Annotated in this window: 26 protein-coding genes and 2 riboswitches; of the genes, 16 read left to right on the top strand and 10 right to left on the bottom strand. The window is 52.7% G+C overall.

What is annotated here, in order from left to right:
• The first annotated feature begins 28 nt into the window (after positions 1-28).
• Entirely contained in the window at positions 29-1,483 is a 1,455-nt protein-coding gene (locus HS100_03670; GenBank protein ID MBE7432987.1) for a TIR domain-containing protein, read from the top strand.
• On the opposite strand, the gene HS100_03675 is transcribed toward HS100_03670, so the two are convergent.
• Positions 1,469-1,624, bottom strand: coding sequence for a hypothetical protein (locus HS100_03675; GenBank protein ID MBE7432988.1), 156 nt, complete (start codon positions 1,622-1,624; stop codon positions 1,469-1,471). The genes HS100_03670 and HS100_03675 overlap by 15 nt on opposite strands.
• Positions 1,625-1,720: 96 nt before the next feature.
• Here HS100_03675 and HS100_03680 point away from each other — a divergent pair, with 96 nt between their 5' ends.
• Both HS100_03680 and HS100_03685 read left to right on the top strand, forming a co-directional pair.
• Positions 1,721-3,088 carry a hypothetical protein gene (locus HS100_03680; protein MBE7432989.1) on the top strand — a complete coding sequence of 456 codons (1,368 nt, stop codon included), beginning with the start codon at positions 1,721-1,723 and terminating at the stop codon, positions 3,086-3,088.
• A gap of 18 nt (positions 3,089-3,106) precedes the next feature.
• Positions 3,107-3,493, top strand: a complete 387-nt coding sequence (locus HS100_03685; protein ID MBE7432990.1) for a hypothetical protein — start codon at positions 3,107-3,109, stop codon at positions 3,491-3,493.
• A 96-nt stretch (positions 3,494-3,589) separates the two neighbouring features.
• Here the strand turns inward: HS100_03685 and HS100_03690 are convergent, their stop codons facing one another.
• The 4 genes from HS100_03690 to HS100_03705 form a co-directional block, all read right to left on the bottom strand.
• Positions 3,590-5,080: a sulfatase gene (locus HS100_03690; protein ID MBE7432991.1), complete on the bottom strand. Its 1,491-nt coding sequence runs from the start codon at positions 5,078-5,080 to the stop codon at positions 3,590-3,592.
• Entirely contained in the window at positions 5,077-5,643 is a 567-nt protein-coding gene (locus tag HS100_03695) for an HDIG domain-containing protein (protein MBE7432992.1), read from the bottom strand. Before HS100_03695 ends, HS100_03690 begins: the two co-directional genes overlap by 4 nt.
• A gap of 133 nt (positions 5,644-5,776) precedes the next feature.
• Positions 5,777-6,412, bottom strand: a complete 636-nt coding sequence (locus HS100_03700) for a YdcF family protein (protein ID MBE7432993.1) — start codon at positions 6,410-6,412, stop codon at positions 5,777-5,779.
• 4 nt (positions 6,413-6,416) lie between these two features.
• Positions 6,417-7,436, bottom strand: a complete 1,020-nt coding sequence (locus HS100_03705) for a phosphate/phosphite/phosphonate ABC transporter substrate-binding protein (protein ID MBE7432994.1) — start codon at positions 7,434-7,436, stop codon at positions 6,417-6,419.
• A 41-nt stretch (positions 7,437-7,477) separates the two neighbouring features.
• On the opposite strand from HS100_03705, the gene HS100_03710 reads away from it, so the two are divergent.
• The gene (locus HS100_03710; GenBank protein MBE7432995.1) at positions 7,478-8,149 is read left to right on the top strand and encodes a DUF4230 domain-containing protein; all 672 of its coding nucleotides are present in this window, start codon (positions 7,478-7,480) and stop codon (positions 8,147-8,149) included.
• Between the two features lie 56 nt (positions 8,150-8,205).
• On the opposite strand, the gene HS100_03715 is transcribed toward HS100_03710, so the two are convergent.
• Complete coding sequence (locus tag HS100_03715; protein ID MBE7432996.1) at positions 8,206-8,907, bottom strand: hypothetical protein; 702 nt, start codon at positions 8,905-8,907, stop codon at positions 8,206-8,208.
• Positions 8,908-9,016: 109 nt separating this feature from the next.
• Here HS100_03715 and HS100_03720 point away from each other — a divergent pair, with 109 nt between their 5' ends.
• From HS100_03720 to HS100_03755, 8 genes are all read left to right on the top strand, one after another.
• Positions 9,017-9,844: an AraC family transcriptional regulator gene (locus HS100_03720; GenBank protein ID MBE7432997.1), complete on the top strand. Its 828-nt coding sequence runs from the start codon at positions 9,017-9,019 to the stop codon at positions 9,842-9,844.
• An 80-nt stretch (positions 9,845-9,924) separates the two neighbouring features.
• Entirely contained in the window at positions 9,925-10,332 is a 408-nt protein-coding gene (locus tag HS100_03725; protein ID MBE7432998.1) for a DUF1761 domain-containing protein, read from the top strand.
• Positions 10,333-10,344: 12 nt separating this feature from the next.
• On the top strand, positions 10,345-10,914 hold the full coding sequence (locus tag HS100_03730; GenBank protein MBE7432999.1) for a DUF4287 domain-containing protein: 570 nt from the start codon (positions 10,345-10,347) through the stop codon (positions 10,912-10,914).
• A gap of 23 nt (positions 10,915-10,937) precedes the next feature.
• Positions 10,938-11,285: a hypothetical protein gene (locus HS100_03735; GenBank protein ID MBE7433000.1), complete on the top strand. Its 348-nt coding sequence runs from the start codon at positions 10,938-10,940 to the stop codon at positions 11,283-11,285.
• 24 nt (positions 11,286-11,309) lie between these two features.
• Positions 11,310-11,768 carry a DinB family protein gene (locus tag HS100_03740; GenBank protein MBE7433001.1) on the top strand — a complete coding sequence of 153 codons (459 nt, stop codon included), beginning with the start codon at positions 11,310-11,312 and terminating at the stop codon, positions 11,766-11,768.
• A 73-nt stretch (positions 11,769-11,841) separates the two neighbouring features.
• Positions 11,842-12,201 carry a hypothetical protein gene (locus HS100_03745; protein ID MBE7433002.1) on the top strand — a complete coding sequence of 120 codons (360 nt, stop codon included), beginning with the start codon at positions 11,842-11,844 and terminating at the stop codon, positions 12,199-12,201.
• Positions 12,202-12,267: 66 nt separating this feature from the next.
• Positions 12,268-13,146 (top strand): SurA N-terminal domain-containing protein, encoded by an 879-nt coding sequence (locus tag HS100_03750; GenBank protein MBE7433003.1) that lies wholly within the window; start codon positions 12,268-12,270, stop codon positions 13,144-13,146.
• 29 nt (positions 13,147-13,175) lie between these two features.
• The gene (locus HS100_03755) at positions 13,176-13,907 is read left to right on the top strand and encodes a hypothetical protein (GenBank protein ID MBE7433004.1); all 732 of its coding nucleotides are present in this window, start codon (positions 13,176-13,178) and stop codon (positions 13,905-13,907) included.
• A 47-nt stretch (positions 13,908-13,954) separates the two neighbouring features.
• Here HS100_03755 and HS100_03760 read toward each other — a convergent pair whose 3' ends face one another.
• Positions 13,955-16,273: a DNA translocase FtsK 4TM domain-containing protein gene (locus HS100_03760; GenBank protein MBE7433005.1), complete on the bottom strand. Its 2,319-nt coding sequence runs from the start codon at positions 16,271-16,273 to the stop codon at positions 13,955-13,957.
• 314 nt (positions 16,274-16,587) lie between these two features.
• Here HS100_03760 and HS100_03765 point away from each other — a divergent pair, with 314 nt between their 5' ends.
• Both HS100_03765 and pfkA read left to right on the top strand, forming a co-directional pair.
• Positions 16,588-17,508, top strand: coding sequence for a ribonuclease Z (locus HS100_03765; GenBank protein ID MBE7433006.1), 921 nt, complete (start codon positions 16,588-16,590; stop codon positions 17,506-17,508).
• Between the two features lies 1 nt (position 17,509).
• Complete coding sequence (gene pfkA / locus HS100_03770) at positions 17,510-18,484, top strand: 6-phosphofructokinase (GenBank protein ID MBE7433007.1); 975 nt, start codon at positions 17,510-17,512, stop codon at positions 18,482-18,484.
• Positions 18,485-18,639: 155 nt separating this feature from the next.
• On the opposite strand, the gene HS100_03775 is transcribed toward pfkA, so the two are convergent.
• The 3 genes from HS100_03775 to HS100_03785 all read right to left on the bottom strand — a co-directional run bounded on the left by HS100_03775 (position 18,640) and on the right by HS100_03785 (position 24,093).
• Positions 18,640-20,142, bottom strand: coding sequence for a LysM peptidoglycan-binding domain-containing protein (locus HS100_03775; protein MBE7433008.1), 1,503 nt, complete (start codon positions 20,140-20,142; stop codon positions 18,640-18,642).
• 112 nt (positions 20,143-20,254) lie between these two features.
• Positions 20,255-20,344: riboswitch (cyclic di-GMP riboswitch) on the bottom strand.
• Between the two features lie 122 nt (positions 20,345-20,466).
• A riboswitch (cyclic di-GMP riboswitch) is annotated at positions 20,467-20,555 on the bottom strand.
• Positions 20,556-20,722: 167 nt separating this feature from the next.
• Positions 20,723-23,443, bottom strand: a complete 2,721-nt coding sequence (locus tag HS100_03780) for a PAS domain S-box protein (protein ID MBE7433009.1) — start codon at positions 23,441-23,443, stop codon at positions 20,723-20,725.
• 245 nt (positions 23,444-23,688) lie between these two features.
• Entirely contained in the window at positions 23,689-24,093 is a 405-nt protein-coding gene (locus tag HS100_03785; GenBank protein MBE7433010.1) for a hypothetical protein, read from the bottom strand.
• 365 nt (positions 24,094-24,458) lie between these two features.
• Here HS100_03785 and HS100_03790 point away from each other — a divergent pair, with 365 nt between their 5' ends.
• Together HS100_03790 and HS100_03795 are read left to right on the top strand one after the other, a co-directional pair.
• A complete protein-coding gene (locus HS100_03790) occupies positions 24,459-25,802 on the top strand; it encodes a DNA methyltransferase (GenBank protein MBE7433011.1) in 1,344 nt (447 codons plus the stop codon).
• 2 nt (positions 25,803-25,804) lie between these two features.
• A complete protein-coding gene (locus HS100_03795; protein MBE7433012.1) occupies positions 25,805-26,611 on the top strand; it encodes an endonuclease in 807 nt (268 codons plus the stop codon).
• The last annotated feature ends 3 nt before the right edge of the window (positions 26,612-26,614 follow it).

Genomic DNA, 26,614 nt, shown 5'->3' on the forward strand with positions numbered 1-26,614 from the left:
TAGGTTCTTTTTGATGTAGGAGGCAAGAATGGAAAACCCCAAACTTTTTATTTCTTATAGCTGGTCATCCCCAGAACATGAACAATGGGTTCTAAATCTGGCAACCGAGTTGCGGGAAAATGGTGTTGATGTCATTCTTGACAAGTGGGATTTGAAAGAGGGGCAAGATTCAGATGCGTTTATGGAAAAAATGGTTACCGATGAAGGTGTAAAGAAGGTGGCAATGATATGTGACAAGACGTATGCGACAAAAGCAGATAAAAGAGAAGGCGGTGTTGGTACAGAAGCCCAAATAATCTCTCGTAAAATTTACGAACGTACAGATCAAAACAAATTTGTTGCGGTTGTTGCCGAAAAAGACGATAATGATAAGGCTTATTTACCTACTTATTACCGTTCTAGAATTTACATTGATTTGAGTGATCGTAACTTGTATACAAAAAATTTTGACCAGCTACTACGATGGGTTTTTGATAAGCCGCTTTACCAAAAGCCTGATGTAGGAAAGACACCATCGTTCTTAGATGAAACGAAATCACCGTCATTAAATACCACAACAGCATTTAGAAGATTAATTAATGCCATTAAGAATGGTGAAGAACATGCAAGGGGCGCCCTTGACGAGTTTTATGATTTATTTGCCGCCAACCTGGAAAATTTCCGGATTGACAAGGTCGAAGGGGAGTATGATGAACTTGTTTTAGAGAACATAAAAAGCTTTTTGCCATATAGAGATCAAGTAGTAGAAGTTTTTCTGACAATAGCTCAATATAACTCTATGGAAGGTGCTATTAATCAAACGCACAGTTTTTTTGAAAAACTTATTCCGTACTTGACTAAACGCGAGCATGTAACAAAGTGGAACGATTGGGATTTCGATAATTTTAGAATAATTGTCCATGAATTGTTTTTATATTGCATTGCTGCTTTTATAAAAAAGGACTATGTGAACGGGGCTAGATATATGCTTAACCAGAGGTATTTCTTCGACGATCTCAGTCGTGATGATAACCGAATGAGGCGAATGACAATTTTTAGTCCCTACATAAAATCGCTTGAGTATCGAAACAACAGGTTGAAGTTAAATAGATTGTCGCTGCATGCTGATGTTATCAAGGACCGTGCGTATGGGGTTTTGGGAATAAACTTCGCTGACATTATGCAAGCTGACTTTATTATTTATGTTTGCGATTTATTAGGAAGATTAAATCAAAAAGAAAACGATAAGGATTTTAGCGAGTGGTGGCCTATGACACTTGTTTATGCTGAATACAGAAGTAGGCCTTTCGAAGTATTTGCAAGAGCTCAACAAAAAGAATATTTTGATAAATTAAAAAGAATTCTTGGCATCCAAAATAAGGCAAACATTGATGATCTTGTCACGGCAATTAGAGCGGGCAGTATTCAAACTGTAAGAATTAGAGGGTGGGGAAGGTTCGACCTGGTGAGTTTAATGAACTATACCTCTTTAGCGACGATATAAGACTTTATTGCAGCTACTCAAATAACCTTTGTTCATTATGATTTGATGATTCGCCAGCGTTTCGACGTAGGGCGTGAAATCGAGCGCATCCTTGTCAGTGGGTTGGTCGTTGACGATATAGGTTTTCGAGGCGTCAGGCATGGGGAATCCTCCTGCTATCCTTATTTTATCCCCAAAAATTGCTGTATACTGATTTGAACCGGCTGAAAATTCAAAAATCAATTTACAGGTATTCCCATGAACTCCAAACGTATTGCTTACATCCTCCTGATCTCATCCATGCTGGCGTGCAATTTTATCGCCGACATTATCACGCCCCCAATCGCGACGCCCGTTCCCACCTCCACAACGACACCGCTTGCGCCTGCCTACATCCCGCCGAACTGCCAAAATATTCCGCTGGCAACGGTTCCTCCCGCCACGGCGCTGGCTCAGCCCACGCCTGAACTGCAAATCAATCCCGAAATCTCGAAGGACACCCAGCTCGAAATTTTCGATGAAATGGTCCCGATCATCGGCGATGTCTATGTCTATCCCGATTTCAACGGGAAGGATTGGAACGCCATCGCCGCGAATTATCGCGCCCGGATCGAGGCGGGTCTTTCCACCGAACAGTTTTATGACGCGATGCAAGCCATGATCGTGGAACTGGGCGACGAACATTCCGGTTTCGAGTCGCCAGCCGACGTGGCGCAGTCCGAGGCGGACCTTTCCGGGAACAACGATTACGTCGGCGTGGGCATTTACATCCTGCCGCAGTTGGAAAAGGATCAGGCGGCGGTCATCTTTGTCTTTCCCGGTTCGCCCGCCGAGTTGAGCGGATTAAAACCACACGACACCATCCTCGCCGTGGACGGCCTGCCTATCGTTGCGAATGGAGAAAGTTTTCTGTTTCTCGCGCGCGGACCGGAATGTTCCAGCATCGTATTGACGGTGCGCTCGCCGGGCGGGGAACCGCGCGATGTGATGATCGTCCGACAGCGGATTCAAAGCCCGCTGCTGATCGACTCGCGCCTCATCCCGACCTCGGACGGGTCGCGCGTCGGATACATGTTCCTCCCGACGTTTTTCGACCAGACCATTCCCGGTCAGGTGGAGGAAGCGCTGCGGAGTTTCGGTCCGCTCGACGGGTTGATCATCGACAATCGTTTGAACGGCGGCGGGAGCAGTGAAGTCGTCGAGCCCATCCTTGCTTTTTTCGCCTCCGGCACGATGGGTGAATTCGTGAGCCGCGACGGAAAACGACCGCTGACGATCACGGCGAATCCCATCGAAAATTCTCAGGACGTTCCACTCGTAATTCTGGTCAGCGAGGAAACCGTCAGTTTCGGCGAGATCTTCTCCGGCGTATTGAGGGATTCAGGGCGCGCGCAGATCGTCGGTCAGACCAGTTTGGGGAACGTGGAGATTCTCCACGGCTATGATTTCGACGACGGGTCCCGCCTATGGATCGCGGCAGAGACCTTCGACTCCGCGTTCTCGGATACGGATTGGGAAAAGACAGGCATCATCCCGGACCTCGCAGTGACCGCCGATTGGGATGAGTTCATCTTTGAAACCGATCCGGCAATCCCTGCGGCTTTATCGCTGCTGGGTCGCCAGTAAAAAGCCAATTTTACAGCCATGGAATATGTCATCCAGCCCGACGATAAGGACAAGATCATAAAAGTAAGGGCAACAGGCAAATGGGACCTGGAATTCGGTCGCGCCATGAGCCGCGAGATCGCCGAGACGGTGGATGCGACCCATTTACGGCTTGTCCTGGTGGATATGCGGAAGGTGGAAATCCGCGCGTCCATCATTCAGATATACGAACGGGTCAAGGAATTATGGGATGAACATCAAAGCGCCAAACAGACCGTATGGAAGGTGGCGGCGGTCTTAACGCTGGACGACCAGGAGTTCAAGAAGGAGATGCAGTTTTTCGAGAACACCGCTCAAAATCGCGGGCTTCCCTATCGCATCTTCAGCGACATGGACGAGGCATTTATCTGGCTGACCAATCCATAATCCTTCCCGTTCGGCTGTTCTCCGCGTCGTGAAAACCACTTTTGGAATTGTGATTACAAACCGCTGCTCTGAGCAATGACGAAGGATGGCTGTAGATCATTCCTTCTTCAAGGATTGCAATCGTTCCGCCAATTCCGTTTGTATCTCGCGGTAGGCTGACTTCCCCGCCACGTTCAGCATCTCATGCGGGTCGTTGACCAGATCGTACAATTCCGTTTCCCCCGTGGAGTATTCGGTATATTTCCATTCAGGCGTGCGAATGGAATGGAACTCGGGAATCATCGAGCCAACTCCCTCTTCGGTGGGCCAGTGTTCGAGTAAAAGGGCGTCCCTCCACGGCGCATTTGGGTCTTCAAGCAAAGGACTCATGCTCAAGCCGTCCACAGTAGCGGGAACGTGGAACCCTGCCCATTCTGCAATTGTGGCATAGAGGTCGATGTTGGCGACAAGACTGGGATCGATTCGCGGTTCGAAGTAGCCCGGTCCATACACGATGAACGGGACTTTGACGCAGGCTTCGTAGGGACAGTTCTTCGTCGCGCCGAAGCGGTGATCGCCGATGGTCAGGCCGTTGTCTGAGGTAAAGATGATGATGGTGTTCTCATCCAGCCCGGCTTTCTTCAAAGCGGCGGCAATGGAAGCGACGCCGTCATCCACGGAGAGGAGCGAGCGCAGAATCTGCAAATGGATGGTATCCAACTCGGACTCGGAAAGAGGCGAGAGGTCCCCGATGTAATCCGGCTTGTCGCGGATGTTCTCCTCGTTGAAACTGGGCGGGCGGTATTGCACCCAGTCCCAGCCGGTGCTGGCGCGGAAGGAATCCTTGTGGCGGGGCGCGCGGATGTAGGGGGAATGCGGGTTGTAGTAATTGACCGTCATGAAGAACGGCGTGTCTTTCGAATCGCGAATGAAAGCCAATGCCAGATTCGTAATAACGTCGGCGCTGAAGTTGAAATCGTTGCGTTTGTATTCGACGATCTCGCCATTCTGTGAAAGGCTGAAGTTGTAATAATACTGAAGGTTGCCCGCCTCTTCCCTTTCCACGATGTTCCTGCCGAGAAAAACATTCCACACATCCCAGCCTGGCTGTACGACACCGAGAGGCGCCAGGTCATCGTAACCGTTCATGTATTTGCCGAGATAAGCCGTTTGGTAACCGCACTCCTTCAATTGGATCGAGAAGCTGGTTTCCGCATCGAACTTTGGCGCGCCGCCCATGGGCAGGTTGTTCGTCAACACCTGATGGTTGTGCGCATACTGGCCGGATAAAATGCTCGCGCGGCTCGGGCAGCACAATGGCGTGGTGGCAAAACCGTTCTCGAAGACGACGCCGTTCTCCATCAATTCGGTTTTGACGAAAGGCATGTAATCGACGGTGTGATAGGGCTGGTCGTCGGTGACGATGAGAATGATGTTCGGGCGCGGGTCGTTAAATCTCTCCGGCGAGGCGGGAGATGGGATGTCGATATCGAAGATCGTAGGCGCATGATCGATGACGGGCGTGGGAGGGTTGTATGGCGGGGGCAGTTCTTCTGTGACGCAGGCGGAAAGCAGGAGTGCACATGCAACGAGCAGGATTCGTTTCATCCCAAATTCCCAACCAGGTCCAACTCCGGCGCGATCCTTCGCATGGCTTGAATTACATTGCCGACGTGTTCCCACAAGTCCACGCCGAATTCCTTTGCGGCGCGTTCCATCTCCCCGCGGTCCGTCCCGGCGGCGAAGGCTTTATCCCTCCACTTCTTTTTGACCGAACTCGCCTCGAGATCGTACAACGAGCGCGACGGGCGCACAAGCGCAACAGCGGTGATGAGTCCGGTCACTTCGTCGCAGGCGCAGATGGCTTTGCGTCGTATCGTGTCGCGAGGCAGGTTGAGATGGTCGGCGTGACTCAGGATATCCTGAACAATATCTTCTGGCACGCCGCGTTCGCGCAGGATGGGTGCGCCGTCCTGCGGATGATGTTCCAGGGATGGGTGGATCTCCCAATCAAAATCGTGCAGAAGACCGATCAAGCCCCAGGCTTCCGCATCCTCGCCGAATTTTTCGGCGTAGAAACGCATCGCGGCTTCGACAGACAGCATGTGCCGCACCAATCCTTCGTTCTTGACGTATTCGCGGACAAGGGCAAGGGCTTCTTCACGAGTCATTTCGATTCTCCAGTTTGAATGTCAATGCGAAGACGATAGTCCGAAGCAATCTAACCATAGAACAATGAGACTGCTTCGTGCCGGGTCTCGATATGGGCTTCGCCCTGCTCGACCAGCGGCGCTCGCAGTGGCACTATTGTATCGGCTCTGGCTCGCCCAAAACAGGCAGGGGCTTCGCGACCAGCATGTCCCATGCGGCTTGGAAGGCGGCAAATGTCTCGCGGAGGTTCCACCACAGGCGCGCGCGTTTGAGGAAATAACGGTTCGCCGCCTCGACTCCCGTCGATTCGATGCCGAACCAGTTGCAAAGCGCCAGCGCCCTCGGCATGTGAAACTCCTGCGTGATCAAGATCGCCTCGTCCACGCCGAAGATGTCCTTTGCGCGGTAACAGGTATCGTACGTGCGCCTGCCCGCGTAGTCGAGTACGACGTCTTCATCGGGCACCCCGTGTTCGAGCGCGAACTGCCGCCCGGCTTCCGGCTCATTGTATTCGATAAAGCGGTTATCGCCGCTGATCAGAATTTTTTCGATCTTTCCGGATTGATAAAGATTGACGGCGGTCAACATGCGGTCGCTCAGCACCGGTCCAGCCGAGCCGTCGCGCAGCAAGCCAGCGCCGAAAACGATCGCGATTCGTGTTTTGGGCACGTCGTCCGCTGTAAACGTTCTTGGGATCGCGTACAGCCCCATGACAATTCTTGGCAACAACAAACCAACGGCGGCCGCGAGCAAAGCCCGCCAAAAAAATTTCAAGAACTTACCGAACATCGCGCTATTCTATCAAATCCAGCAGGTCCAGCCCCGATGCGGTCACATAGACAATGAACTCCGCGTATGCGGCATCATCCACCGGCGACATTTCATCAAAGCCATAGATCGTCTGCATGGCGGCTTTGCCTTCGGGTGTCGTCATGAAATCGATGAGCCCGCGTTGGATGCCGCGCCGCATTTCAAAAGGCAGCGCTGCAGACATGGAAATATTTTCATACGGAATGATATCCGGGATGCGCCACGCCACAAGGATTCTATCCATCACGTCGGGATAATCCGCTTCGAGGACGGGCGATTCGCGGGCATCGACAAAGGTCGCGCCGAAATCACAGATGTCATCAGCGTAGACTCCGCGCACCACATTGGGCTGACCTGCGAGAAATGCCCCGGCTCTCGTCTGGACCTGGGACTGACTCAGCAGCCCGAGCGGCACCACATACCCCGATGGCGAAGTCTCGTCGCTCCAGCAGGGTTTTTTATCGGCGAATTGTTTCAGGGCGGTGACGGCGTCTGTGATATTCTCTCCGCGAGTCTCATCGAAGTAGGCGGTGAATTCGCCGTCTCGGTTGATGATGATCTGCGCCCCATAGAACATCCCCCCGTTGCGGACTCGCGCCAGCAATGCCGTGACCGAATTATTCTCGCGCGCAAGCACGAATGCATACGGCGAAAGCGAAGCGATGTGGGCATTCCCATTTGCAAGCGACTCGACCAATTCATCTTCCGAGGCGGGAATCACTGTCACGATGCGGTACCCGGTTCGTTCTTCGAGATAAGCGGCAAGCCTGTCGCCCGCAGAAATGACAGGATCGGTCGGACGCGGGTTTGGAGCGAGGGCGAGGATCAAGGGATTGTTTTCAGTGCCAGGCTCGGGCGGAGTCTGAGGCGCCTGTGTGGGACCGGGAGTCAGCGTGCTGGTAGGAATCGCTGTGGGAGTCCCCAACGTCACCTGCAACGGAAATGAACATCCAAGCGTAAAGAATAGTGTTATCGTAAGCAGGACTTTTTTTGTTTCGAGCATCATGACCTTGCTATAATAATGCAGGTTTCGAAAGGACGAAAATGAAAAACACGTTTAACACGATCATGTCCATCCTGATTTTGGTGGTGCTTGCCGCCGGTGTCTATTTTATCGTAGAGACCGTGCGCGAGACCGCCGCGGCGGCATCGCAACCGATCGAGCAGGTGAATCAAGCCAATTATGCCCTGCAGACTCAGATGGCGCAATTGATGAATCCCACGCCCACGATCATCCCGGACCCCGTGACGTATATCAATGAGATTCGCGCGCTCGCCCGGTTGGAAACGATCCAGTACAGCGTTTCTCAGGTGATGACGGGCGAGGATCGGCAGGGGACTCTCGGCTTTGCCTTTGGTACAAAGATCCTTGTTGTCGTGCATGGCTCCGTGATCGCTGGAATCGATATGGAGAAGATCCAGCCAGGAGATATGCGTCTCGAGAATGGGATTTTGTATGTGAACCTTCCACCGGCTGAAATCCTTGCTGTCACGTTGGATACGGAGAAGGTCGAAGTGTACACGCTTCAGGAAGGACTGCTGGCAGATGTGGACCCGACTCTGGTTTTGCAGACCATTCAGGGCGGGCAGGACAAGATCCTGAGCGTTGCGCTGGATGATGGGATCCTCCTACAGGCGGAACAGAATGCCGAAGCATACTTGTTGAGATTCTTCAGCGCGCTTGGGTATGACACGGTCATCTTCCCTCAGGATTGATTCTGATTCCAATTAATGAGACCTGACAGGTTTTCGAAACCTGTCAGGTCTTTTTTCTATGGCGTACAACTTACAGGGAAAGAGACCTGTTCCGTTATTTCATTCGGCGACAGAATCTTCAGTTTCACCCAGTATTCGTTCGGCGCGTTGATGCGGTAGAACTCGTTGATGACCTGCATGCCCGATTGTTCATAGATCAAAGTGCCCACATCCGAGACGACGCCCGTGCTCGCCTCCCACTGCCATGTGAGCAGGGTGGGACCATTCGTGGTGATCTCCGCCTCGAAGAAGACTGTCTGCGGGAACTGATCGCAACCGACAACGATTCGGTTCGGCTCGACCCGCAGATCCACTTTCGTCACGCTTACGAAGGGAGCGGGAACAACAGGCAGGAGAGAAGCATCGCCGCTTTCTTCCGTTACTTCGGAAGAGACCCAGCAAACTCCGCCTGGGTTGATGGGATCTTCGACCTGCCACCAGGTTGAATCGTCGTTCCGTCCCACAGCCACAAGCGTTCGACCCTGGCGAATCTCGTTCAGGCTTAAATAAACCGTTCCGGGACCAAACCTGCAATTGGCGAGTTCCACGATCACCTGCACAGCAATTTCAACAGGCATGGGTGTGGGTGTGACGGGCGGCTGAGTGGGATCAGTTTGGAGTGCGGGAACAACTGTCGGCGTGGAGGGAGGCGGTGCGACCCGGTTCACGCATCCCACCAGCACGATTGAAAATCCCGCAAGCAGGGCAAGGCGATTCATTTTTCCTCCTTTTTCAAATATCCATATTACTACAGACGACAAGTCCTCGGAAAATCGGTATTGCGGAAATAGAAAATATGTTCTATACTATTATATCTTATCTCCTGCCATGCTCCGGTTTCATCAGCCTTCATTTCCTTTGGGAAGATTTGTCGAATCCCTGGTGTATTTCGAGGGGCTCGACCCTGCCCATTCGCTGGAACGTTTCCTGCCGGACGGCAACACGGAATTGATCTTCAGCCTTTCGGGAGAGCCCCAGCACATCCATGATAATGTTACTTTGAAAGTCGTTCAATCCTGCCATCGGTCATGGGTCAGCGGAGTGCGCACACAACCCATCACCATTCCTTCCGGCAGGAACAGCCGCATGCTGGTGGTGGCATTCCGCAAAGGCGCGGCTTATCCCTTCTATCCCTTCCCCATGCATGAGATCATGGATACGGTTGTGAACGCCGACCTTGTCTTTGGCAACAACATCCTTTCCCTGCGGGAGCAATTGCTCGCCTCAAAATCCGTCGAGGTCATGTTCCATCTGGTCGAAAAATTCCTGCTCGAACAAGCCGGGGATCGTATCCATCTCGAATCCCCTTCGCGTTGTGTGGAGTTCGCCGTAAAGAATCTCGTCAGCGAGCCGCACGAAATCCGCCTGCTGAGCCTTTCAGACCAGATCGGTTATTCGCAAAAACATTTCATCGATCTTTTCAAGAAGCAGGTAGGCATGACTCCCAAACGCTACCTGCGGATTCTCCGTTTTCAGCACGCGATTCAGAAATTGGAAGTTCACGCCTCGCCCCCCGATTGGACCGGGTTCGCCCTCCGAACCGGATTCTATGACCAGGCGCATTTTATCAACGACTTCCGGAACTTCTCCGGATTTACACCCGCCGAGTATCTGCGCTCGAAAGCGGACACCCTGAATTACGTGCCGGTCCTGTAGGTAAATATTTTCCAATACGCGCAGTGTCGTCTCCGATAAGATTATATTCACGCCATTTCACATCCAAAGGAGATAAAACCATGGAAAACCTACTTATCAACCATCTGGCTGTATTCGTTTGCGCAATTGCCAACCTCGCGATAGGCGCATTGTGGTATTCGCCCGTACTTTTCGGCAAGGCATGGCAAAAAGAAGCCGGTCTGACGGACGAACAGCTTGCTAAACAGAATCCCGCCAAGACCTACGGGCTGGCCTTCCTTTTCTCGTGGGTCATGTCCTACAATCTCGCATTCTTTTTGGGAGGTTCCGCCACAACACCGGCGTGGGGCGCAACTGCGGGCTTCCTGGCCGGGTTCGGCTGGGCGGCATTGTCGATAACCATGATTGCCCTCTTCGAACAACGCTCGTGGAGATATATCTTCATCAACGGCGGATTCATCACCGTATACTTTACCCTGATCGGTTTCATCCTCGGTATCTGGCGATAGAGGAGAAATAAAATGAGCACTCTCGATAAAGCCACCCAAACCCAACTGGAAAACATCCAGAAAAAGACCGGCAAATCGCTGGCGGAGTTGGCCGTGATCGCAAAAAAGAGCGGATTGACCAAACACGGCGAATTGCGCGACATGTTCAAGGAAAAATTCGGGCTGGGTCATGGCGATGCAAATACCCTCGTCCACCATGTGCTCAGGTCCGATGGCACAAGCGCCGCGGCAGGCAAGGCGATGGACGCGGTATTGGATGAAATCTATTCCGGAGCCAAAGCCGCCCAGCGTCCCATCCATGAGGCGTTGATGAAGCAAATCAACAAGTTCGGCGAATTCGAGATCGCGCCGAAAAAGGGATACGTCAGCCTGAGACGCAAGAGGCAATTTGCCATGATCGGACCGAAAACGAATACGCGTTTCGAGGTGGGCATCAATTCGAAGGGACTGAATAAGAATCCGCGGCTTATGGCGCAGCCCAAAGGGAGTATGTGCAATTACATCGTGGCGCTGGCAGCCGCAGAGGAAGTCGATGCGGAACTGGTCGCTTGGATCAAATCCGCGTATGAGGAAGCTGGATAAATTCTTTTATCAAAGGAGATCAAATGTCGCAGCCGTTTGTTTGTCATGTAGAGTGGGGCTCGTCCGACCCCGCCGTGCTTGAGAGATTCCTCTCGCAATTGTTCGGATGGAAATTCCAGGCCTTTGCCCCGGGGTATCTGATGTACCTGCCCGAAGGCGGAGGCGTGAGTGTGGGAATCAACGCATCCACGCAGATGAGCCCCGGCGGTTCGCCGAACGTGTCCATCCGCGTCGAGAATATCGACGCCGTCCTCGTCAAGGCGCAGGAACTCGGCGGGCGTGTGGCAGTGACAAAAACCATGATGGGCAGCGGCGCATTCGCCTTCATCAACGCGCCGGATGGCAACATCATCGGCTTGCAACAACTATAAACCGAATCATCTTCAGAGGCTTTCATGTCGGTTGAACAGGCTTTTAAAAATAACCTTCTTCAAGTAATGACCGAGACCTTCGAGACGCCGATGGGAATCTATCTCGATCCGAAGACGTCGCTTTTCCAAACGCTCGATACTGTTTCCGCCGAAGAAGCATCGATTCCCGTAGGCGGGAAGTGCGCCTCGCTCGCAGCCCAGGTTGCGCATGTGACTTTTTTCATCGAATCCTTCGAGCGATTTGCCCTGCAGGGCGACGACAGCCCGCGCGATTGGGATTTGATCTGGCGCACTGTGGAAAAGGTCACACCGCAGGAATGGGAAGAGTACAGATCAAAACTGCGTGGCGCTTACGAACGCATGATGAAACTCTTCAGCGAAAATCCCGCCTGGAGCGAAGACAGCATCGGCGGAGCACTGTCCATTGTGGTGCATAGCGCGTATCATCTCGGCGAGATCCGCCAGGCGTTATGCATCTTGTAAAGTTGAGGCGACCTTATGATCTCCTTTAACCCCAGGGTAATTACAGAAGAATGGCGAAAGTCAGGATAATCATATGAAGTGGATCGTAGCCATCCTTGTCATTCTTACCGCCGGGTACATGCTTTTCGACGGCATGCGCGCATTGACGGTCGGTGATTACATCACACCAGGGAGCGGAGAGTATGCCGGTCAATTGGGACCGTGGGCGGGGCTGGTTTCCTACCTTGGTTTCGACCCGCGTTCCGCATTCATAAAATCCATCTTTGTCGTATACGGCCTGGCTGCATCGATCGCACTCGGCGCATATCTGACAAATCAGCCCTGGGGGCGAGGCGCGCTAATGACCGCCGCTTTCTTTGGGTTGTGGTATCTGCCCATCGGCACGGCAACCAATATCACTGTTCTAATCCTCCTATTCTTACAAAAGAGATAGGCAAATCTTTCAAGCCTGCTCCGAAAGTGGGGCAGGCTGTTTTGCTTTTTCGGTATAATTTTGGGGATGGTTTTCAAACGGATCGTCCTGACAATGCTCCTCACGTTGGGGATAACCGCCTGCGCTTCCTTCGGGGTTCGAGGCACGCCCACCCCTTCCGAACCGACTCAAACTCCCGCGCCGCCCACCCCCACCCCGCCGCCTTCGGCGGCGTCTGTCAATGGAGAATACATTACAATCGCCGAGTTCGAAGCGGAGCTCGCGCGATTTAAAGCCGCGCAAACCGCGCTGGGAATTTCATTCACCGAAGACGATGCGAGCAAGATCGTCCTGGAAGACATGATCGCCCAGTTCTTGTTGAGTCAAGCCGCAAGGGAGGAAAACTTCGAAGTCAGCGACTCAGACCTCCAGTCCAGGATCGATGCGCTGGCAAGTCAACTTGGGGGCGCTGATGCGTTGAGTCAATGGCAGTCCGCGCAAGGGTATGACGATGCATCCTTCCGAATCGCGTTGAAGCGTTCCATCGAAGCGGCCTGGATGCGTGACAATATCATTGCGGCTGTACCGGCATCCATGGAGCAAATCCACCTGCGCCAGATTCTGACCTATAATGAGGCGGACGCTCAATCGGCTTTGCAGGAGTTGAACGCGGGTGCCGATTTCGACGAACTGGCAAGCCAATACGACCCGGTGACGAACGGTGAACTCGGCTGGGTGCCGAAAGGCTACCTGTTGGATGCGACTGCGGACGAAGCCGTCTTTGCCTTGCAAGCCGGGGAAGTGAGCGGCATCATCGCCACTGAAGCCGGGTTTCATATTTTCAAAGCCATCGAACGCGGCGAACACCAACTCTCCCCCGATGCCCTGCTTGCCGTGCAGGAACTTGCGTTGAAGGAATGGATCTCAGTGCAGCGCGAAAAAAGCGAGATCGTGATCGCGCCGTAATCTTCTTCGAGTGATGTTGGAGTGAATTCATGAGCAAAAGCAAATTCGATTACGACGATGCCCCGCCGGAGCGCGAACCTGCGCGGATCGACCTCTGGGACATGCTGAGCATTCTCACCCTTCTGCTGACGTTGTGCATTGGGGCGTACTTCGTTGCAGTGTTCGCAAACCCAAGTGCAGCGTTCAATTTATTGAAACCCGGTCGCAACGACCCACCCACGCCAACCATCACCCAGATCCAGCCGCCCTCCACATGGACGCCGACCCTTCCCGGTCCCTCTGAAACGCCGACCCTCACCCTGCTTCCGACGATCACGCTTCCCGCCACGCCGACATTGGTCTCGTTGATCACGCCCTCCGTTACCCCCACACCGACCCGCACGCCCAAAGCGCCGTTCACCGCCACCATTACCTACATCGACAGCACGATCATCCACCCGGAGGCGGCCTGCAACTGGCAGGGTGTTGCGGGGACGATCATCGACGCGAACAATGCGGATATGCTCGGCATTGCGGTGCGATTGACAGGCTTCTACAACGGCAAGACCAAAAATGAATTAACTGTGAGCGGCATCGCGCCTTCTTATGGAAAATCCGGCTTTGAGTTTGTCCTGGGCACTGTGCCCGTTTCTTCGAACGGTCAGCTCTCCATTCAAATCCTCGACCAGGCGGGGCTGCCGCTTTCGGACAATATTCCGATCAACACCTATGCTGATTGCGGCAAGAATCTTGCGCTGGTGAAGTTCAAGAAGAATCCGTAGAAATGAAAATCCGCCGGACAATTCGGCGGATTTTTTTATCAAACAAATTACTTTTCCGCCTCACTTTGCGGCGGCGGGACGTTTCCATAATCCAACACTTGCCGCATCTGAGTCGCTCCTTCGGGCGGACCGACGATCTTCTTATCTTCCATCGTATCCATCAAGCGCGAGGCGCGGGTGTAACCGATTCTCAATCGGCGTTGAAGCATCGAAACGGAACCTTTGCCTTCTTTGCGGACAATCGCAACAGCTTCATCGAAAAGCGGATCGCCGTTGATTTTTTTTGTCTCTTCCCATAAAGGCGCTTGTTTGAGCGGCACATTATCGGGGATGGTCTCGTGCGGTGCGCCTCCCGCAGCGACATACGGATTGGTATTCCCCGCCTGGTCGCGCCAGTAATCCACCAGTTTGTGAATCTCACCGTCTGAAACAAAGACACCCTGCAAGCGGACGGGCGCAGGCGCATCGGGCGCTTGATAGAGCATGTCGCCGCGCCCGAGCAATCTCTCCGCGCCGGGCTGGTCGAGGATGACGCGGCTGTCCGTGTTCGAAGCAACAGCGAAGGCGATGCGCGCTGGGAAATTGGCTTTGATCAAACCGGTCACCACATCCACCGACGGGCGCTGGGTGGCAAGGATCATGTGGATGCCCGTCGCACGCGCGAGTTGCGCAAGGCGCGTGATCGTTCGTTCAGTTTCGTCCGGCGCGATCATCATCAAATCCGCCAGTTCGTCGATCACAACCATCAGGAAGGGCAGTTTTTTCTGTCCCTGCAGCTTCATCTTGGCGTTGTAGTCCACGATGTTGCGCGACCCGGCCTGCGCGAAGAGATGATAGCGCTTGTCCATCTCGCGCGTGATCCATTGCAGCGCGCCGATGACCCGCTCCATTTCGACGACGACGGGACCGAGCAGATGCGGAACGCCGTTGTAGCCGGTCAACTCCACGCGCTTCGGATCGACAAGCACCACGCGCAGGTCGTCGGGCGTGTGATACAACAGCATGCAGGTCAGAATGGAATTGACACAAACCGACTTGCCGGAGCCGGTCGTCCCTGCGATCAACAAATGCGGCATGTTCTCGATGCTGGCGATCGAGGGCAGTCCCGCCACATCGCGCCCAAGCGCAAAGGCAAGCGGCTTTTTAAAATTCTTGAAGACTTCACCTTCCAAAATATCGCGCAGGGCAACGCGCGCCATCTCGTCGTTCGGCACTTCGATGCCGACATAACTATGCCCCGGCACCGGAGCCTGGATACGGATGCGCGGCGCAGCCAATGCGAGCGCAAGGTCGTCTGCGAGGGATGCGATCTTGCTGACTCTGACCCTCGTCCGCACCCCGCCTCGGGACTCAAGAAAAAGCGGCTCGACCCCAAATTGCGTGATCGTCGGTCCGCGGCTGATCGCCACCACCTGCGCTGGCGCGCCGAAGGAGGCAAGCGTGTCTTCGATGAGTCTTGCGCGCTGCTGGATGAATTCATCGTTGACCGTCGTTTCGCCGCCCTCATCGAGAATATCGGCCAGGTCGGGAAGTTTCCATTCGATGACTCGCTGACCGCTGCGGGTTTGGATGGGCTGTGCCGGCACAGGCACCGTTTCCACGGCGGGCATGGCGGATGAATCGATCGGGGTGAGTCCGTTCGAAGGGGATGAATCAGGGTTGAGCGGGGTTGGAGGCGCAACGGGACGGTGAAGGATTTCCCTTATCTTTTGATTCAACGGTCTGAGCCAGAAGAAGAGTTCGGTGACGGGTTTGTCCAGCGTGACAGCGATGCCGATGATCAGCCACGCGATCAGGGCGATGACCGAGCCGCCTCCGCCGAATCCAGCCCAAAGCATTCGTTGAAAGAGACCGCCCAACGCTCCGCCGCCCTGTCCCGTCAACGCAACTGCTTCCGCGTTCTCAACATCGGTGATGATGGAATGCAAAACGGTGAGAAGCCAGAGGAAAAGGATGGCGCTCCCGATGGCGCGCTCGAGAGTGAGCGGCGGGATGCGCTCGATCTTGCGAAAGACCAGCCACAAGCCAAAGACCAACAGGCCGACGGGAAGGACGTACACGCCCCAGCCGAATAACTGCGCAAGAAAAAGGATTGCGCCGCCAATGATGATGGAACGATTCGCCGAGATCAATCCCAATAGAATGATAAGGCCGAGAAACGCGAGAATGATGCCGACGACATCCAGTTTGCGCTCGGGGGAAAGTTTTTCCCACCATGATGGCTCGCGCTGCGGCGGCGGAGGCGGCGCTTTGTGTTTCACTCCACCCCTGGTGTGCGGAATCGCGCCTCCCTTTTTTTGCGAGAGGGTTTTGCCCAAAGGTTTTCCGCTTTTCTTCTGCGGCGCGGTTGGTTTTAGCAGGGGCATTTCGATTGGAGATCGGAGATCCAGTGAGTTGGGTAAGATGTAAAGCGTATACGAAATTGGTAATAAAGTATCGTCTGAGTCATTATAGCACAAATGGTCTGTTTATCTTTTTTGTTCATCCTCTTCATTGTCACCTGTGCCTGCGCCATTGCCGCAGGCACAGGTGAGCGAAGCGAAAAATCTCGAATGCCATCTTAGAAGCCCTTCTCTATCGTTCAGGGTGACATAGCATAAGTTAAGGTAAAATTGCAAGGCTTAACTTACGATTGAGTCGCGGGGCAGGCAAAATCTCCGCAGTTGGATAGGACTTCAATTTGTTCGAAATATTATTTCTCGGCACATCGGCCTCCGCGCCGTCGGCGAATCGCGGGCTTTCCTCTCATATCGTCTCTCATAACGAATACCGTTTTTTGGTGGATTGCGGCGAAGGGACGCAGAGACAAATCCTGCAATCGGGCAAGGGCTTCAAACGGCTGACGCGCGCGCTCATCACGCACGGGCATCTCGATCACATCCTCGGCTTGGGCGGGCTTCTTTCCACCTTCATGCGCTGGGAAGCCATCGAAGAATTCGAGATCTATGCCAGCCGCGGCACATTGGAGCGCGTGCGAACTCTTCTATATGATGTCGTCCTGCGCGGAAAGAAAACGCCGATGCCGCTCCGTCTGGTGGAGATTCAGCCCGGGGTCATCTTCGAAGCGGAGGACTTCACGGTGACAGCTTTCCCGGTCACTCACCGCGGCGCAGACAGTCTTGGTTATGTTTTCGAAGAAAAAGCAAGGCGCCCCTTCCTTGCCGAAAAGGCGGATGCGCTGGGTGTGCCGTTCGGTCCCGAACGGAAGGCATTGGTCACAGGCGAAACGATCCAATTGCCTGACGGCAAACGCGTCACACCGGACGATGTGCTTGGGGATTTGGAAAAGGGAGCGAAACTCGTCATCGTAGGGGATACGGGACGCATCGATAACCTGATCGAAATCTGCAAAGACGCAGACATGGTGGTGATCGAATCGACCTATCTTGATGAAGAGGAAGAGATGGCGGAGCAGTTCTCGCATCTCACCGCCAAAATGGGCGCGGAACTCGCCAAAAACGCAGGGGTTAAGAGGCTAATCCTTACGCATATTTCACGGCGGTATCGCGGGAAAGACGTACTCGCTGAAGCGCAGACGATCTTCCAAAACACCGCGGTGGCGCGCGATTTCGATACTTATGTGATAAAGAAAGAAATTTAGAATGTCTGATATATCTACGATAGGGGTGCTCACTTCCGGAGGCGATGCCCCCGGTATGAACGCGACGATCCGCGCTGTGGTGCGGACAGCGCAAGCGAACAATATGAACGTGCTCGGTGTGATGCACGGCTATGAAGGTCTGGTCAATGGTGAGTATCGTCCGCTGGGTGTGCGCGACGTCGGCGGGATTCTTCAGCGCGGCGGGACGGTATTGCTGACAAGCCGCAGCAAACGCTTTCAGGAACCCACCGGTCAACGCGACGCGATCCGCAAGATGAACGAAGCGGGCATGGATGCGCTCATCGTCATCGGTGGCGAAGGGTCGATGAACGGAGCGAACGCTCTCACGAAACAAGGCATAAAGGTGATCGGCATCCCCGCCAGCATCGACAACGATATTTGGGGAACGAACATCGCCATCGGCACGGATACCGCCATGAACACCATCATGGATGCGGTGGACAAACTGCGCGACACGGCTTCGTCGCATCAGCGCGCGTTCCTCATCGAGACGATGGGACGCAACAGCGGTTATCTCGCTGTGATGGCGGGCATCATCTGCGGCGCGGAGATCGTCCTGATTCCCGAAACGCCGGTCTTGCGGGATGAGGTCGCGGTGACTGTGGAGGAAGCCTACAAACGCGGTAAGACGCATGCCATCATTATCAACGCCGAGGGATCGGGCATCCGCACCATGGACCTGGCGCAGATGATCGACGACATGGACCTCGGTTTCAAGACCCGCATGACCATTTTAGGTCACATCCAGCGCGGCGGCTCGCCGTCGGCATATGACCGGCTGCTCGCTTCGCGCATGGGAGTCAAAGCCGTGGAGGCGCTGGTCGAAGGCACGCACGGCGTGATGACCGGGCTTAAAGGCAAAGGCATCGATTTCATCCCGCTGGAGGATGTGATCAGCAACAAACGGAACGTGAATATGGAGTACTACCATATGGTGAAGGTACTGGCGCGGTAGAAGACGTTCGGTAAACGGAAACGGCGGCGATGTCACATCTGCCGCCGTTGAGTTTTATGATAGCCTTTTCCTTTCTCTTTTGTGACGAGTGGCGAGAACTGCATAACCACTTTTCGATCGGACTATTTTGCCGGGCTCATCCGTTCACCAGAAATTCAGCCTCCCAAATAATCCAATGACGATGGATCGGCCGCAGGCAGGAGGATGATCTGTCCCGGCGCGAGTTGGTCGGTCAAAATCAAATGATTTGCTGCCGCGAGACTCTCGGGGGATATTTTCCAGTCGAATGCGACGGTTTCGATGGTTTCGCCCGCCCGCACCATATATTCACGGGCTTGCCCTTCAAGATGATAGGTTTGCCATTTCCACCGGAAGATGTCAAAGCCCATCACGCCCGTGCGCCCGTTTTCGTAACTATTCCATTCCTTGTTGATCACACCATTGACGAGATCGCCGGGAGTATACAGGTTGATTTCGCTGATAAAACAATCGTAAGTGGGCAGGTTCTGGATCATATTGCTTATGCTGATCCGGGCATTGTTCTCATCCACGCCTGCCACCAGGAAGATGTGGTCGAAGCGTTCATCTCCGCTCTGGTAGAGTGATGAATACGAATAAATGATATCTCCCGTGTACAGGTTTCCATTGCTGGCGAAATCATAGCCGGGCATGGGCGTATCGGTGTGGAAGACGTCGTAGGTTTCAGGGTCAAAGCCAAGCCAGGGGCGTCCGTTCCACTTTGGGTTCGCGGCGGTAAAGATCGAGGCGTCTGCGTACCAGTCCCCGATGCGGTACGGGAAGCCGTTCGCATCCTTCATGATCGTCCATGCGAGAGGTCCACACATGGAAGAGGCATCCCAGAATCCGATCTTTTCCTGAGAGATCCGATTCGCTTCCCGGCAATTGGAGGCGAGATATTGCCGCCCGGCGGAGAGGTAATCGGGGAAACGCCAGTCAAAGTCGAACATCTCCTGAAGGGTTTCATTGCTGACATATCCCTGTTCGATCATCCAATGACAGGGTAGTTTTTTGAGAATGGGAACGATCGTTTCATCCTCAGGGGCGCCGTCTTTTTGCCAGTAGGCGGTTACATACTCAGCCCATGAAGACTCGAGCGCTCCCGGCACCATGGGGACCGCAAGCAGGCGCAAACCGTTTCCATTCTTTCTGAGCCAGACCGCAAAGCCGTTTGTCAGGAATGTGGTGACAAGCCGGTCCGCCCGGTAAGTGAGCGGATACTGGTACATTTCGATCCTGAATTCGTAAACGAACGGGTCGTCTGTTACGTTCAACATTGTGCCAAGCGGACCGTTCCAGATATAGTTTTCACGAAGGTCTTTCAGGGTGATCTCATTGCCAAGGTCTACCTGGACATTTGTTAGCATTTCTTCAGGGGTCGGGTTGGGCGCAGAAAGGGAACATCCTGCCGGGTTTCCGAAAGCATGGGCGGGTAATTCGGCTTCGTCTTCAGGGAACGAGGCGAAAGAATTTTCCTCCACAGGATTGGAAATGGGTGTTTCCGAAACCGTACGGATCCCCTGCCTGTCGGCTAAAACGGCTTCATCCGTTAAGGTGGAGTTACTCGTCCGGGTCGTAACTAGATCGAACGATCCCAGGAGCAGGCCCAGTAAAACAGCCAAAATTGATAGAATTTTCATGGCATTCCTCTTTCAGCAACAAAAGCGTTTGACGGCGGGTCGCCAGGTACTTCTGTTCGGAATGCCAGATGCGCGAAGAGAATCGTGGTTTGCGCAATCCGTTCATTTGACTTTCGGTAACCTGGCAATCATTGGCATGTTTCATGCCTTTAGACCCATGGCTTTGCGTCCCTGCCTTTCAGCAGGTTTGCCGTTATCGTGTGTCTCTTTGTAAGGTGCGGTTAACAATAAAAGGCTTGGACACTATGCCAAGCCTTAAGTTCTCCGTTGAGAGACGGTTCGAATCATGCGACAGGATGCACCTGCCCGGGAGATTCGGTGACGTTCGGCGGCTTGGCGATCGTAGGCATTTGCCTGCCTTTAGACCCATAGCTTTGCGTCCCCGCCTTTCGGCGGGTTTGCCATTATCGATGTCTTGATAATGTTATTGAATTAGCCGTTCCCCAAATTTGCGTGCAAACCTATTCTACGCCAGTTTCGCGCCAGGCGACCTAACAGACCGCTTACAGTCTTAGACGGGAGGATTTTTCACGAATCGATGCGAACGCTCAGATCGAATTTGCCTTATAAGGTTCATAGATCACTCCTGTTCAATCATCTTCAAAAACTCCTCCACAACCTTCGGGTCGAAGTGCCTGCCCGATTGTTCCTTGATGTATTCGATGGTTTTCTCGCGCGTCCACGCCGGACGGTACGGTCGGTCGTTGGTGACGGCATCCCAAACATCGACAACCGCAAAAATACGCGCAGATAAAGGAATATCCTCACCCTTCAATCCGCGTGGATATCCCGTCCCATCCCACTTCTCGTGATGGGAATAAGGAATATCGATGGCGGGACGTAAATACGAAATGGGCATCAGCATCTCGAAGGCATAAGTTGGATGGTGTTTCATGATGACCCATTCCTCATCCGTTAGTTTGCCCGGTTTGACCAGGATCGAATCGGGCACCCCCAATTTGCCGATGTCGTGCAGGAGAGCGCCACGGCGCATGTGCAACCTCTCCGATTGACTAATTCCGATGCGTTCCGCAAGCCTCAGGGTCAGGTCGGTCACGCGCTGGGTATGACCCTCGGTTTCCTTGTCGCGCAGGTCCATGGCGTGAGACCATCCGGCAATGGTCGCGTCGTAAGCCATCATGAGCTCCATATTGGAACGCTGCATGTTTTCGAATGCCCTGGCATTGTCTATCGCAAGGGCAGCTTGTTCCGCCAATGTAACGAAGAAATCCAGCCATTCTGCATCGCGCTCCACGATGGAACGGTTGAAGATCTCGAACACGCCGACCACTTTTCCTTTCACGATCAATGGCGCGCCGTAATAACTGACGAAATCCTCTCCTTTCAAGAATCCGGTGAGGAAGATGTTATCCGGCTCATATGCGAGGTTGGGAATTTGCATGAGTTGCCGTTTCAACGCGGCTTTCCCGGCATAACTCTCGCCCAGTTTCAGGGAGGCGGTTCGTAAGGCCTTCGTCCGAAAACCGGTTCCCGCCTCGTATTCCAGCGTGAACATCGATTCATTGACAAGCAGGACTGCGGCGGCATCCACTTTCAGAAGTTTCATGGTTTGCGATAACAAAATATTCAGGCTCACATGCATATCGCCGGTCGAAGCGATGGCTTGATCTATTTCCCGGAGCGCGCTCAAGTGTGCGAGCTGCCTTTGAACCTTGTCCTCCACCTGCTTGCGCTCGGTGATATCGCGTGTGATAGCACCAATCTTGAAGCCTTTATCAGTACGAATCGGGAATACATGGGTCTGTACGATGCGTTGGGTTCCATCCGGACGATTAATGACCTGCTCTTGTATCCTGAACTCCTCCGGGAGGTGTCCATTCTCGAAGAATTTAAGCTGGATAGTGCGCAGTTGCTCAACCGACTGTTGAGTCCTCCGCTCTTCCGGCATGTTTTCGTATTGAACCTCCCACAGAGGCTTGCCCTGGATGGTAGAGCGTCCCAGTCCGGTCATCTCTTCCTGACCTCGATTCCATTCTACGAGCCGACCTTGTTCATCCGTCAACATGATTCCATCTGCTGACTGTTCGATCAGTCTGCGTAACTTGGCTTCGCTTTCGCGCAATTCTTCCTCTACCCGCTTGCGGTCGGTGATATCTTGCACGATTCCGCTTAGCTTGACCACCTTTCCATCGTTATCGGTGATCGCTTCCCCCGCCTCCGCCCAAACCATTCGGACAGACCCATCAGAACGAATGACGCGATATTCCAAAGGCGTCGGTTTGCCATCTGCGATGACAGAGATATTGGCCGCGTTCACTTTTTCCTGGTCATCGGGGTGGATGGATCGGGCAATGACCTCATTGAGGTCTCCTTCGACCATGTCTGGGTCGAGCCCAAAGATGCGTTTCATTTCGTCGGACCACATGACGCGGTTTTCCCTGATGTCCCATGTCCAATGGCCCACATGCGCTATGCGCTGTGAGAACTTTAACTGGGCCTCTCTTTCGATGAGGTCGTTCTCCGCCTGTTTGCGCGCGGTGACATCAACGATGGTCGAGATGAAATACAGCGGCTTGCCGTCCTCGCCGCGGCGCATTACCGTGCTGACATCCGCCCAGATGATCGAACCGTCCTTGTGGATGTATCTCTTGTTGAATCGCACTGAATCCTTCTCGCCGTTCAAGAGCGTAGCGATGATCTTACTTGTCGACTCGACGTCATCGGGAGGCGTCAACTCTTGCCAGGTTTTGCCTGCCAGCTCGTCACGGCTGTATCCCAGCAGGTCGGCAAACGCTCTGTTGACCGAGATTTCCCCAGTGGGAAGTGTGATGGATTTGCCGACATTGGCGGCCTCGAAGACATCTCTGAACTTTTCCTCACTCTCCCTTAGCACATGCTCGGCGCGCTTTCGTTCGGTCACTTCCGTGAAGAAGATCGAAAGCCCTTCTTTCGACGGATAGATGCGGTTCTCGAACCAGCGTCCCCAGGGGGCGTAATAGTCCTCGAAGACGATGGGCTTCTGTGTCTTCAATGCCTCTGCATAAGCATTTGCGAAGGGCGAGCCTTTCGCTTCCGGAAATTCCGTGAAGAAATTCCTGCCAATCATGTCTTCGGGTTTCCGCCCAAGTAATTCCGCGCCCCGCCGGTTGACGTAGACGTAGTTCATCTCCGCGTCGCAGGCGATGAACCCGTCGCTGACCCGCTCGAGCAGGTCGGTTTCCTTCCGGATGGGCGGTTCGATTTGTTTTGCGCCTTTTCGTTTCGTCTTATCCGCGCCGATCTTGGCGGGTTTGGCTTTCCCCCGCTCCGTCCTGGATTTGGATTTGTTTCCTTGTGCCATGGGTCGCTTCCTGTATTAAATCGGAAAAACAGCGATGAAGGCTTTCCTGGAAGAAAAGTATAGCATAGGGGGGTTGCAAAGGAGGATGCAGGAACATTGCGCCCTAAAAACGACTGGTAAAGCCTGACAGGTTTTGGGCAACCTGTCAGGTCTTTGGAATCCGAGCCGCTCGGATCTGGATTCGAGCCGCTCCGATTAAGCATCCGAGCCGCCCGGATTCGATTCCAAGCGGCTCGGTTTTACGGTCAATCGCTGACTTCCAAGGGGTCGTCGGGGTGCTCGCTGTCCCACAACTCCTTATACTGCTGTTGGGTCCAGCCGATGCGCTCGCGGTTGCGGATTGCGCCCTGGTAGGCGTTGGGGGTGTTAATCCCGCTCTTCAAGGCGGAATCGGCGCGGAAGCCGATGTTGAACGCGCCTGCCCCGTCCACGCTGGGCGTGAACGTGCCGACGCCGGGCAGTTTCACGGGCGTGCCGTCCTTGTTGAAGTACAGGATGGCTTCGCTCTGCTCCTGCAGGACCATCATGATCTCGGACTTGTTCAGCCCGGTGCGCATGGACATCCACTCCGCCACCTTCTCCAGCTGGGCGGTGGGCTTGAGTTCCACGCGCGGTCCATATTGTGTGATCGCTTGAAGTAACTTTGCCATGGATACCTCCTTTGACCGGCAAACGTTTCGCGGGAGGACATCCGTATCCTCCCTGCATGAGCGCGATTCTATATCAGGTCGTTTGAATTGTCAAAGGAATTCGACGGAATGAGGCGATAACCGTCCGGTGAAGCGGATACAATGATGGCGTGACCGCTTCCGAAGCCGTCTATGCCGGGGTGGAAAGGCTGGCAAAGAATTTCAAAGAGATGCCAGCCCAGGCAGTGATGTCGGTGATTTGTGCTTCGTCCGCTTCGGTGGCTGTGGAGATCATGGATGCTTTCCTGTGTTTGAATGTTTGTGTTAGGCGGATTGTATCAAAGAAGTCACCGACAAAGAATTTTAGGGGATGATAAAATAACTTTATGAAGTTGAGTGAATCCGCAGTTGCCTTGAATTTGAATACATCCGCCAAAACTAGAAAGAACGGAAATGCTAATAAATTGGCGTCCGAAGACCGTGCATTTCATGATTGGTATAGATTTGTCCTTTCCTTTCCGCCGCATTTGGCAAGAGATTACATCAAGGATTTTGGGCTTACCAAGAATAGTGTTGTGCTTGATCCATTTTGCGGTACTGGAACAACTCTTGTTGAGGCAAGGCTTTTAGGACTCAAATCTGTTGGTCTGGAAGCTAATTCATTTGCTCATTTTGCCGCTTCTACAAAATTGGATTGGGATGTTGATGCAGATCAATTGCTCGCAAAATCCAGAGATATTGCCCACACTGCCCTTGAAATGTTGAAGCTTCAAGGGCTTGATGATGCTAAGCCTTTTGGAGAAAAACCAAAGAAGCTCAAACTTCGTACCTTGGATGATGATACGGAAAAGCTTATACTTTCGAATTCAATCAGCCCATTGCCTCTTCATAAAATACTTGTATTGCTTGATTGTCTGAAAGAAATTGAAAAAGAAAAAATTTATAATCACGCGCTTTTGGCATTAGGAAATGCTTTAGTTTATAAAATCAGCAATTTGCATTTTGGACCAGAAGTTGGTGTCCGTAACCCTAAGGCTGATGTGTATGTTATAGGGTGTTGGCTTGAGGAAGTTGAAAAGATCGCTTCAGATCTCAAAACAGTTGAAGGCAAGGAGTTTCCGCAATCTCAAATTTATCTAGGTGATTCACGAGAGATTGCCAGTTTTATCTCTCCCGAGTCGATCGATGCAGTTATCACTTCTCCTCCATATCCAAACGAAAAGGACTACACGCGTACAACCCGCTTGGAATCAGTTTTGCTTGGATTTGTTAATTCAAAAGAAGAATTAAGGGCGTTGAAGAAAACTCTTGTCCGTTCCAATACTCGTGGAGTCTATAAAGCGGATGATGACGACAAATGGATTCAAGATTATCCTGAAATCCAGAAAATTGCTGACGAAATCGAAGAACGCAGGATTGCCCTTGAAAAAGACTCCGGTTTTGAGAGACTATATGCTCGGGTAACAAAACTTTATTTTGGCGGCATGGCTCGTCATTTGGCAGATTTACGGCAATTGCTTCGTCCAGGCGCTCAACTGGCTTATGTTGTTGGTGATCAAGCATCTTATTTGCGGGTTATGATACGAACAGGGGAACTTCTTGCGAAAATTGCAGTGGCTTTGGGGTATGAACATGTTCGAACTGATCTTTTTCGAACAAGACTTGCAACTGCCACGAAGGAACAACTTCGCGAAGAAGTAGTCATTTTGCGGTGGAATAAAAAGGAGTAGCCATGGCTAAGAACAAAGAACCAAATCGTTATTCTCGCTTGATAGAATCTATCTTTTCTAAATATTTTCAAGAGGGAATGAACGAAATTACTTTTGCGCGTGATGAAATTGAGCAGGCGGCAAAAGAACTCAAAATTGTTTTACCCAAGAATCTTGGTGATGTCCTCTATACTTTTAGGTATAGGTCATCGTTGCCCGAGAGTATTACATCAACTGCTCCCGATGGCTTTGAATGGATAATTCGCCCTGCGGGACGTTCGAAATACAAACTGGCTCTTGTTCAGCAGTCCATTGTTGTGCCATCCAACATGATGGCAGAGACGAAAATACCTGACGCAACCCCAGGAATTATTTCCCGATACGCCTTGAATGATGAGCAGGCTGTACTGGCAAAAATTCGATACAACAGACTCATTGATATATTCACTGGTTTAACTTGTTATTCCCTCCAAAATCATTTGCGAACTGCCGTGTCCGAAATGGGACAAGTGGAAACTGATGAAATTTACATAGGCATCGATAAGCGCGGTATTCACTATGTGTTGCCAATCCAAGCCAAAGGTAGAAAAGACAAAATTGGTATTGTGCAAATAGAACAAGACATTCGAGTATGTGAATCTAAATTCCAAAACTTGATTTGCCGCCCAATTGCTGCTCAGTCGTTGACTGATGATTTGATTGCTCTTTTTGAATTTGAATATGGGGAAGATGAAATCAAGATTGTTTCTGAAAAACACTATAAATTGGTTAAGTCGAAGGATTTGTCTCTTGAGGATTTGAAATCATACCGAGAAAGATTCCAGGAGTAGCCC

It is taken from the genome of Anaerolineales bacterium (assembly GCA_015075725.1).
Lineage (GTDB): Bacteria > Chloroflexota > Anaerolineae > Anaerolineales > Villigracilaceae > Villigracilis.

Bases quoted from the DNA above. Each gene is read 5' to 3' on its own strand.
- HS100_03750 (MBE7433003.1), top strand. From the start codon at position 12,268: ATGGTTTTCAAACGGATCGTCCTGACAATGCTCCTCACGTTGGGGATA.
- HS100_03695 (MBE7432992.1), bottom strand. From the start codon at position 5,643: ATGACTCGTGAAGAAGCCCTTGCCCTTGTCCGCGAATACGTCAAGAAC.
- HS100_03745 (MBE7433002.1), top strand. From the start codon at position 11,842: ATGAAGTGGATCGTAGCCATCCTTGTCATTCTTACCGCCGGGTACATG.
- HS100_03675 (MBE7432988.1), bottom strand. From the start codon at position 1,624: ATGCCTGACGCCTCGAAAACCTATATCGTCAACGACCAACCCACTGAC.
- HS100_03725 (MBE7432998.1), top strand. From the start codon at position 9,925: ATGGAAAACCTACTTATCAACCATCTGGCTGTATTCGTTTGCGCAATT.
- HS100_03730 (MBE7432999.1), top strand. From the start codon at position 10,345: ATGAGCACTCTCGATAAAGCCACCCAAACCCAACTGGAAAACATCCAG.
- HS100_03740 (MBE7433001.1), top strand. From the start codon at position 11,310: ATGTCGGTTGAACAGGCTTTTAAAAATAACCTTCTTCAAGTAATGACC.
- HS100_03780 (MBE7433009.1), bottom strand. From the start codon at position 23,443: ATGGCACAAGGAAACAAATCCAAATCCAGGACGGAGCGGGGGAAAGCC.
- HS100_03700 (MBE7432993.1), bottom strand. From the start codon at position 6,412: ATGTTCGGTAAGTTCTTGAAATTTTTTTGGCGGGCTTTGCTCGCGGCC.
- HS100_03680 (MBE7432989.1), top strand. From the start codon at position 1,721: ATGAACTCCAAACGTATTGCTTACATCCTCCTGATCTCATCCATGCTG.
- HS100_03710 (MBE7432995.1), top strand. From the start codon at position 7,478: ATGAAAAACACGTTTAACACGATCATGTCCATCCTGATTTTGGTGGTG.
- HS100_03760 (MBE7433005.1), bottom strand. From the start codon at position 16,273: ATGCCCCTGCTAAAACCAACCGCGCCGCAGAAGAAAAGCGGAAAACCT.
- pfkA (MBE7433007.1), top strand. From the start codon at position 17,510: ATGTCTGATATATCTACGATAGGGGTGCTCACTTCCGGAGGCGATGCC.
- HS100_03715 (MBE7432996.1), bottom strand. From the start codon at position 8,907: ATGAATCGCCTTGCCCTGCTTGCGGGATTTTCAATCGTGCTGGTGGGA.
- HS100_03775 (MBE7433008.1), bottom strand. From the start codon at position 20,142: ATGAAAATTCTATCAATTTTGGCTGTTTTACTGGGCCTGCTCCTGGGA.
- HS100_03720 (MBE7432997.1), top strand. From the start codon at position 9,017: ATGCTCCGGTTTCATCAGCCTTCATTTCCTTTGGGAAGATTTGTCGAA.
- HS100_03690 (MBE7432991.1), bottom strand. From the start codon at position 5,080: ATGAAACGAATCCTGCTCGTTGCATGTGCACTCCTGCTTTCCGCCTGC.
- HS100_03735 (MBE7433000.1), top strand. From the start codon at position 10,938: ATGTCGCAGCCGTTTGTTTGTCATGTAGAGTGGGGCTCGTCCGACCCC.
- HS100_03705 (MBE7432994.1), bottom strand. From the start codon at position 7,436: ATGCTCGAAACAAAAAAAGTCCTGCTTACGATAACACTATTCTTTACG.
- HS100_03685 (MBE7432990.1), top strand. From the start codon at position 3,107: ATGGAATATGTCATCCAGCCCGACGATAAGGACAAGATCATAAAAGTA.
- HS100_03790 (MBE7433011.1), top strand. From the start codon at position 24,459: ATGAAGTTGAGTGAATCCGCAGTTGCCTTGAATTTGAATACATCCGCC.
- HS100_03795 (MBE7433012.1), top strand. From the start codon at position 25,805: ATGGCTAAGAACAAAGAACCAAATCGTTATTCTCGCTTGATAGAATCT.
- HS100_03755 (MBE7433004.1), top strand. From the start codon at position 13,176: ATGAGCAAAAGCAAATTCGATTACGACGATGCCCCGCCGGAGCGCGAA.
- HS100_03785 (MBE7433010.1), bottom strand. From the start codon at position 24,093: ATGGCAAAGTTACTTCAAGCGATCACACAATATGGACCGCGCGTGGAA.
- HS100_03670 (MBE7432987.1), top strand. From the start codon at position 29: ATGGAAAACCCCAAACTTTTTATTTCTTATAGCTGGTCATCCCCAGAA.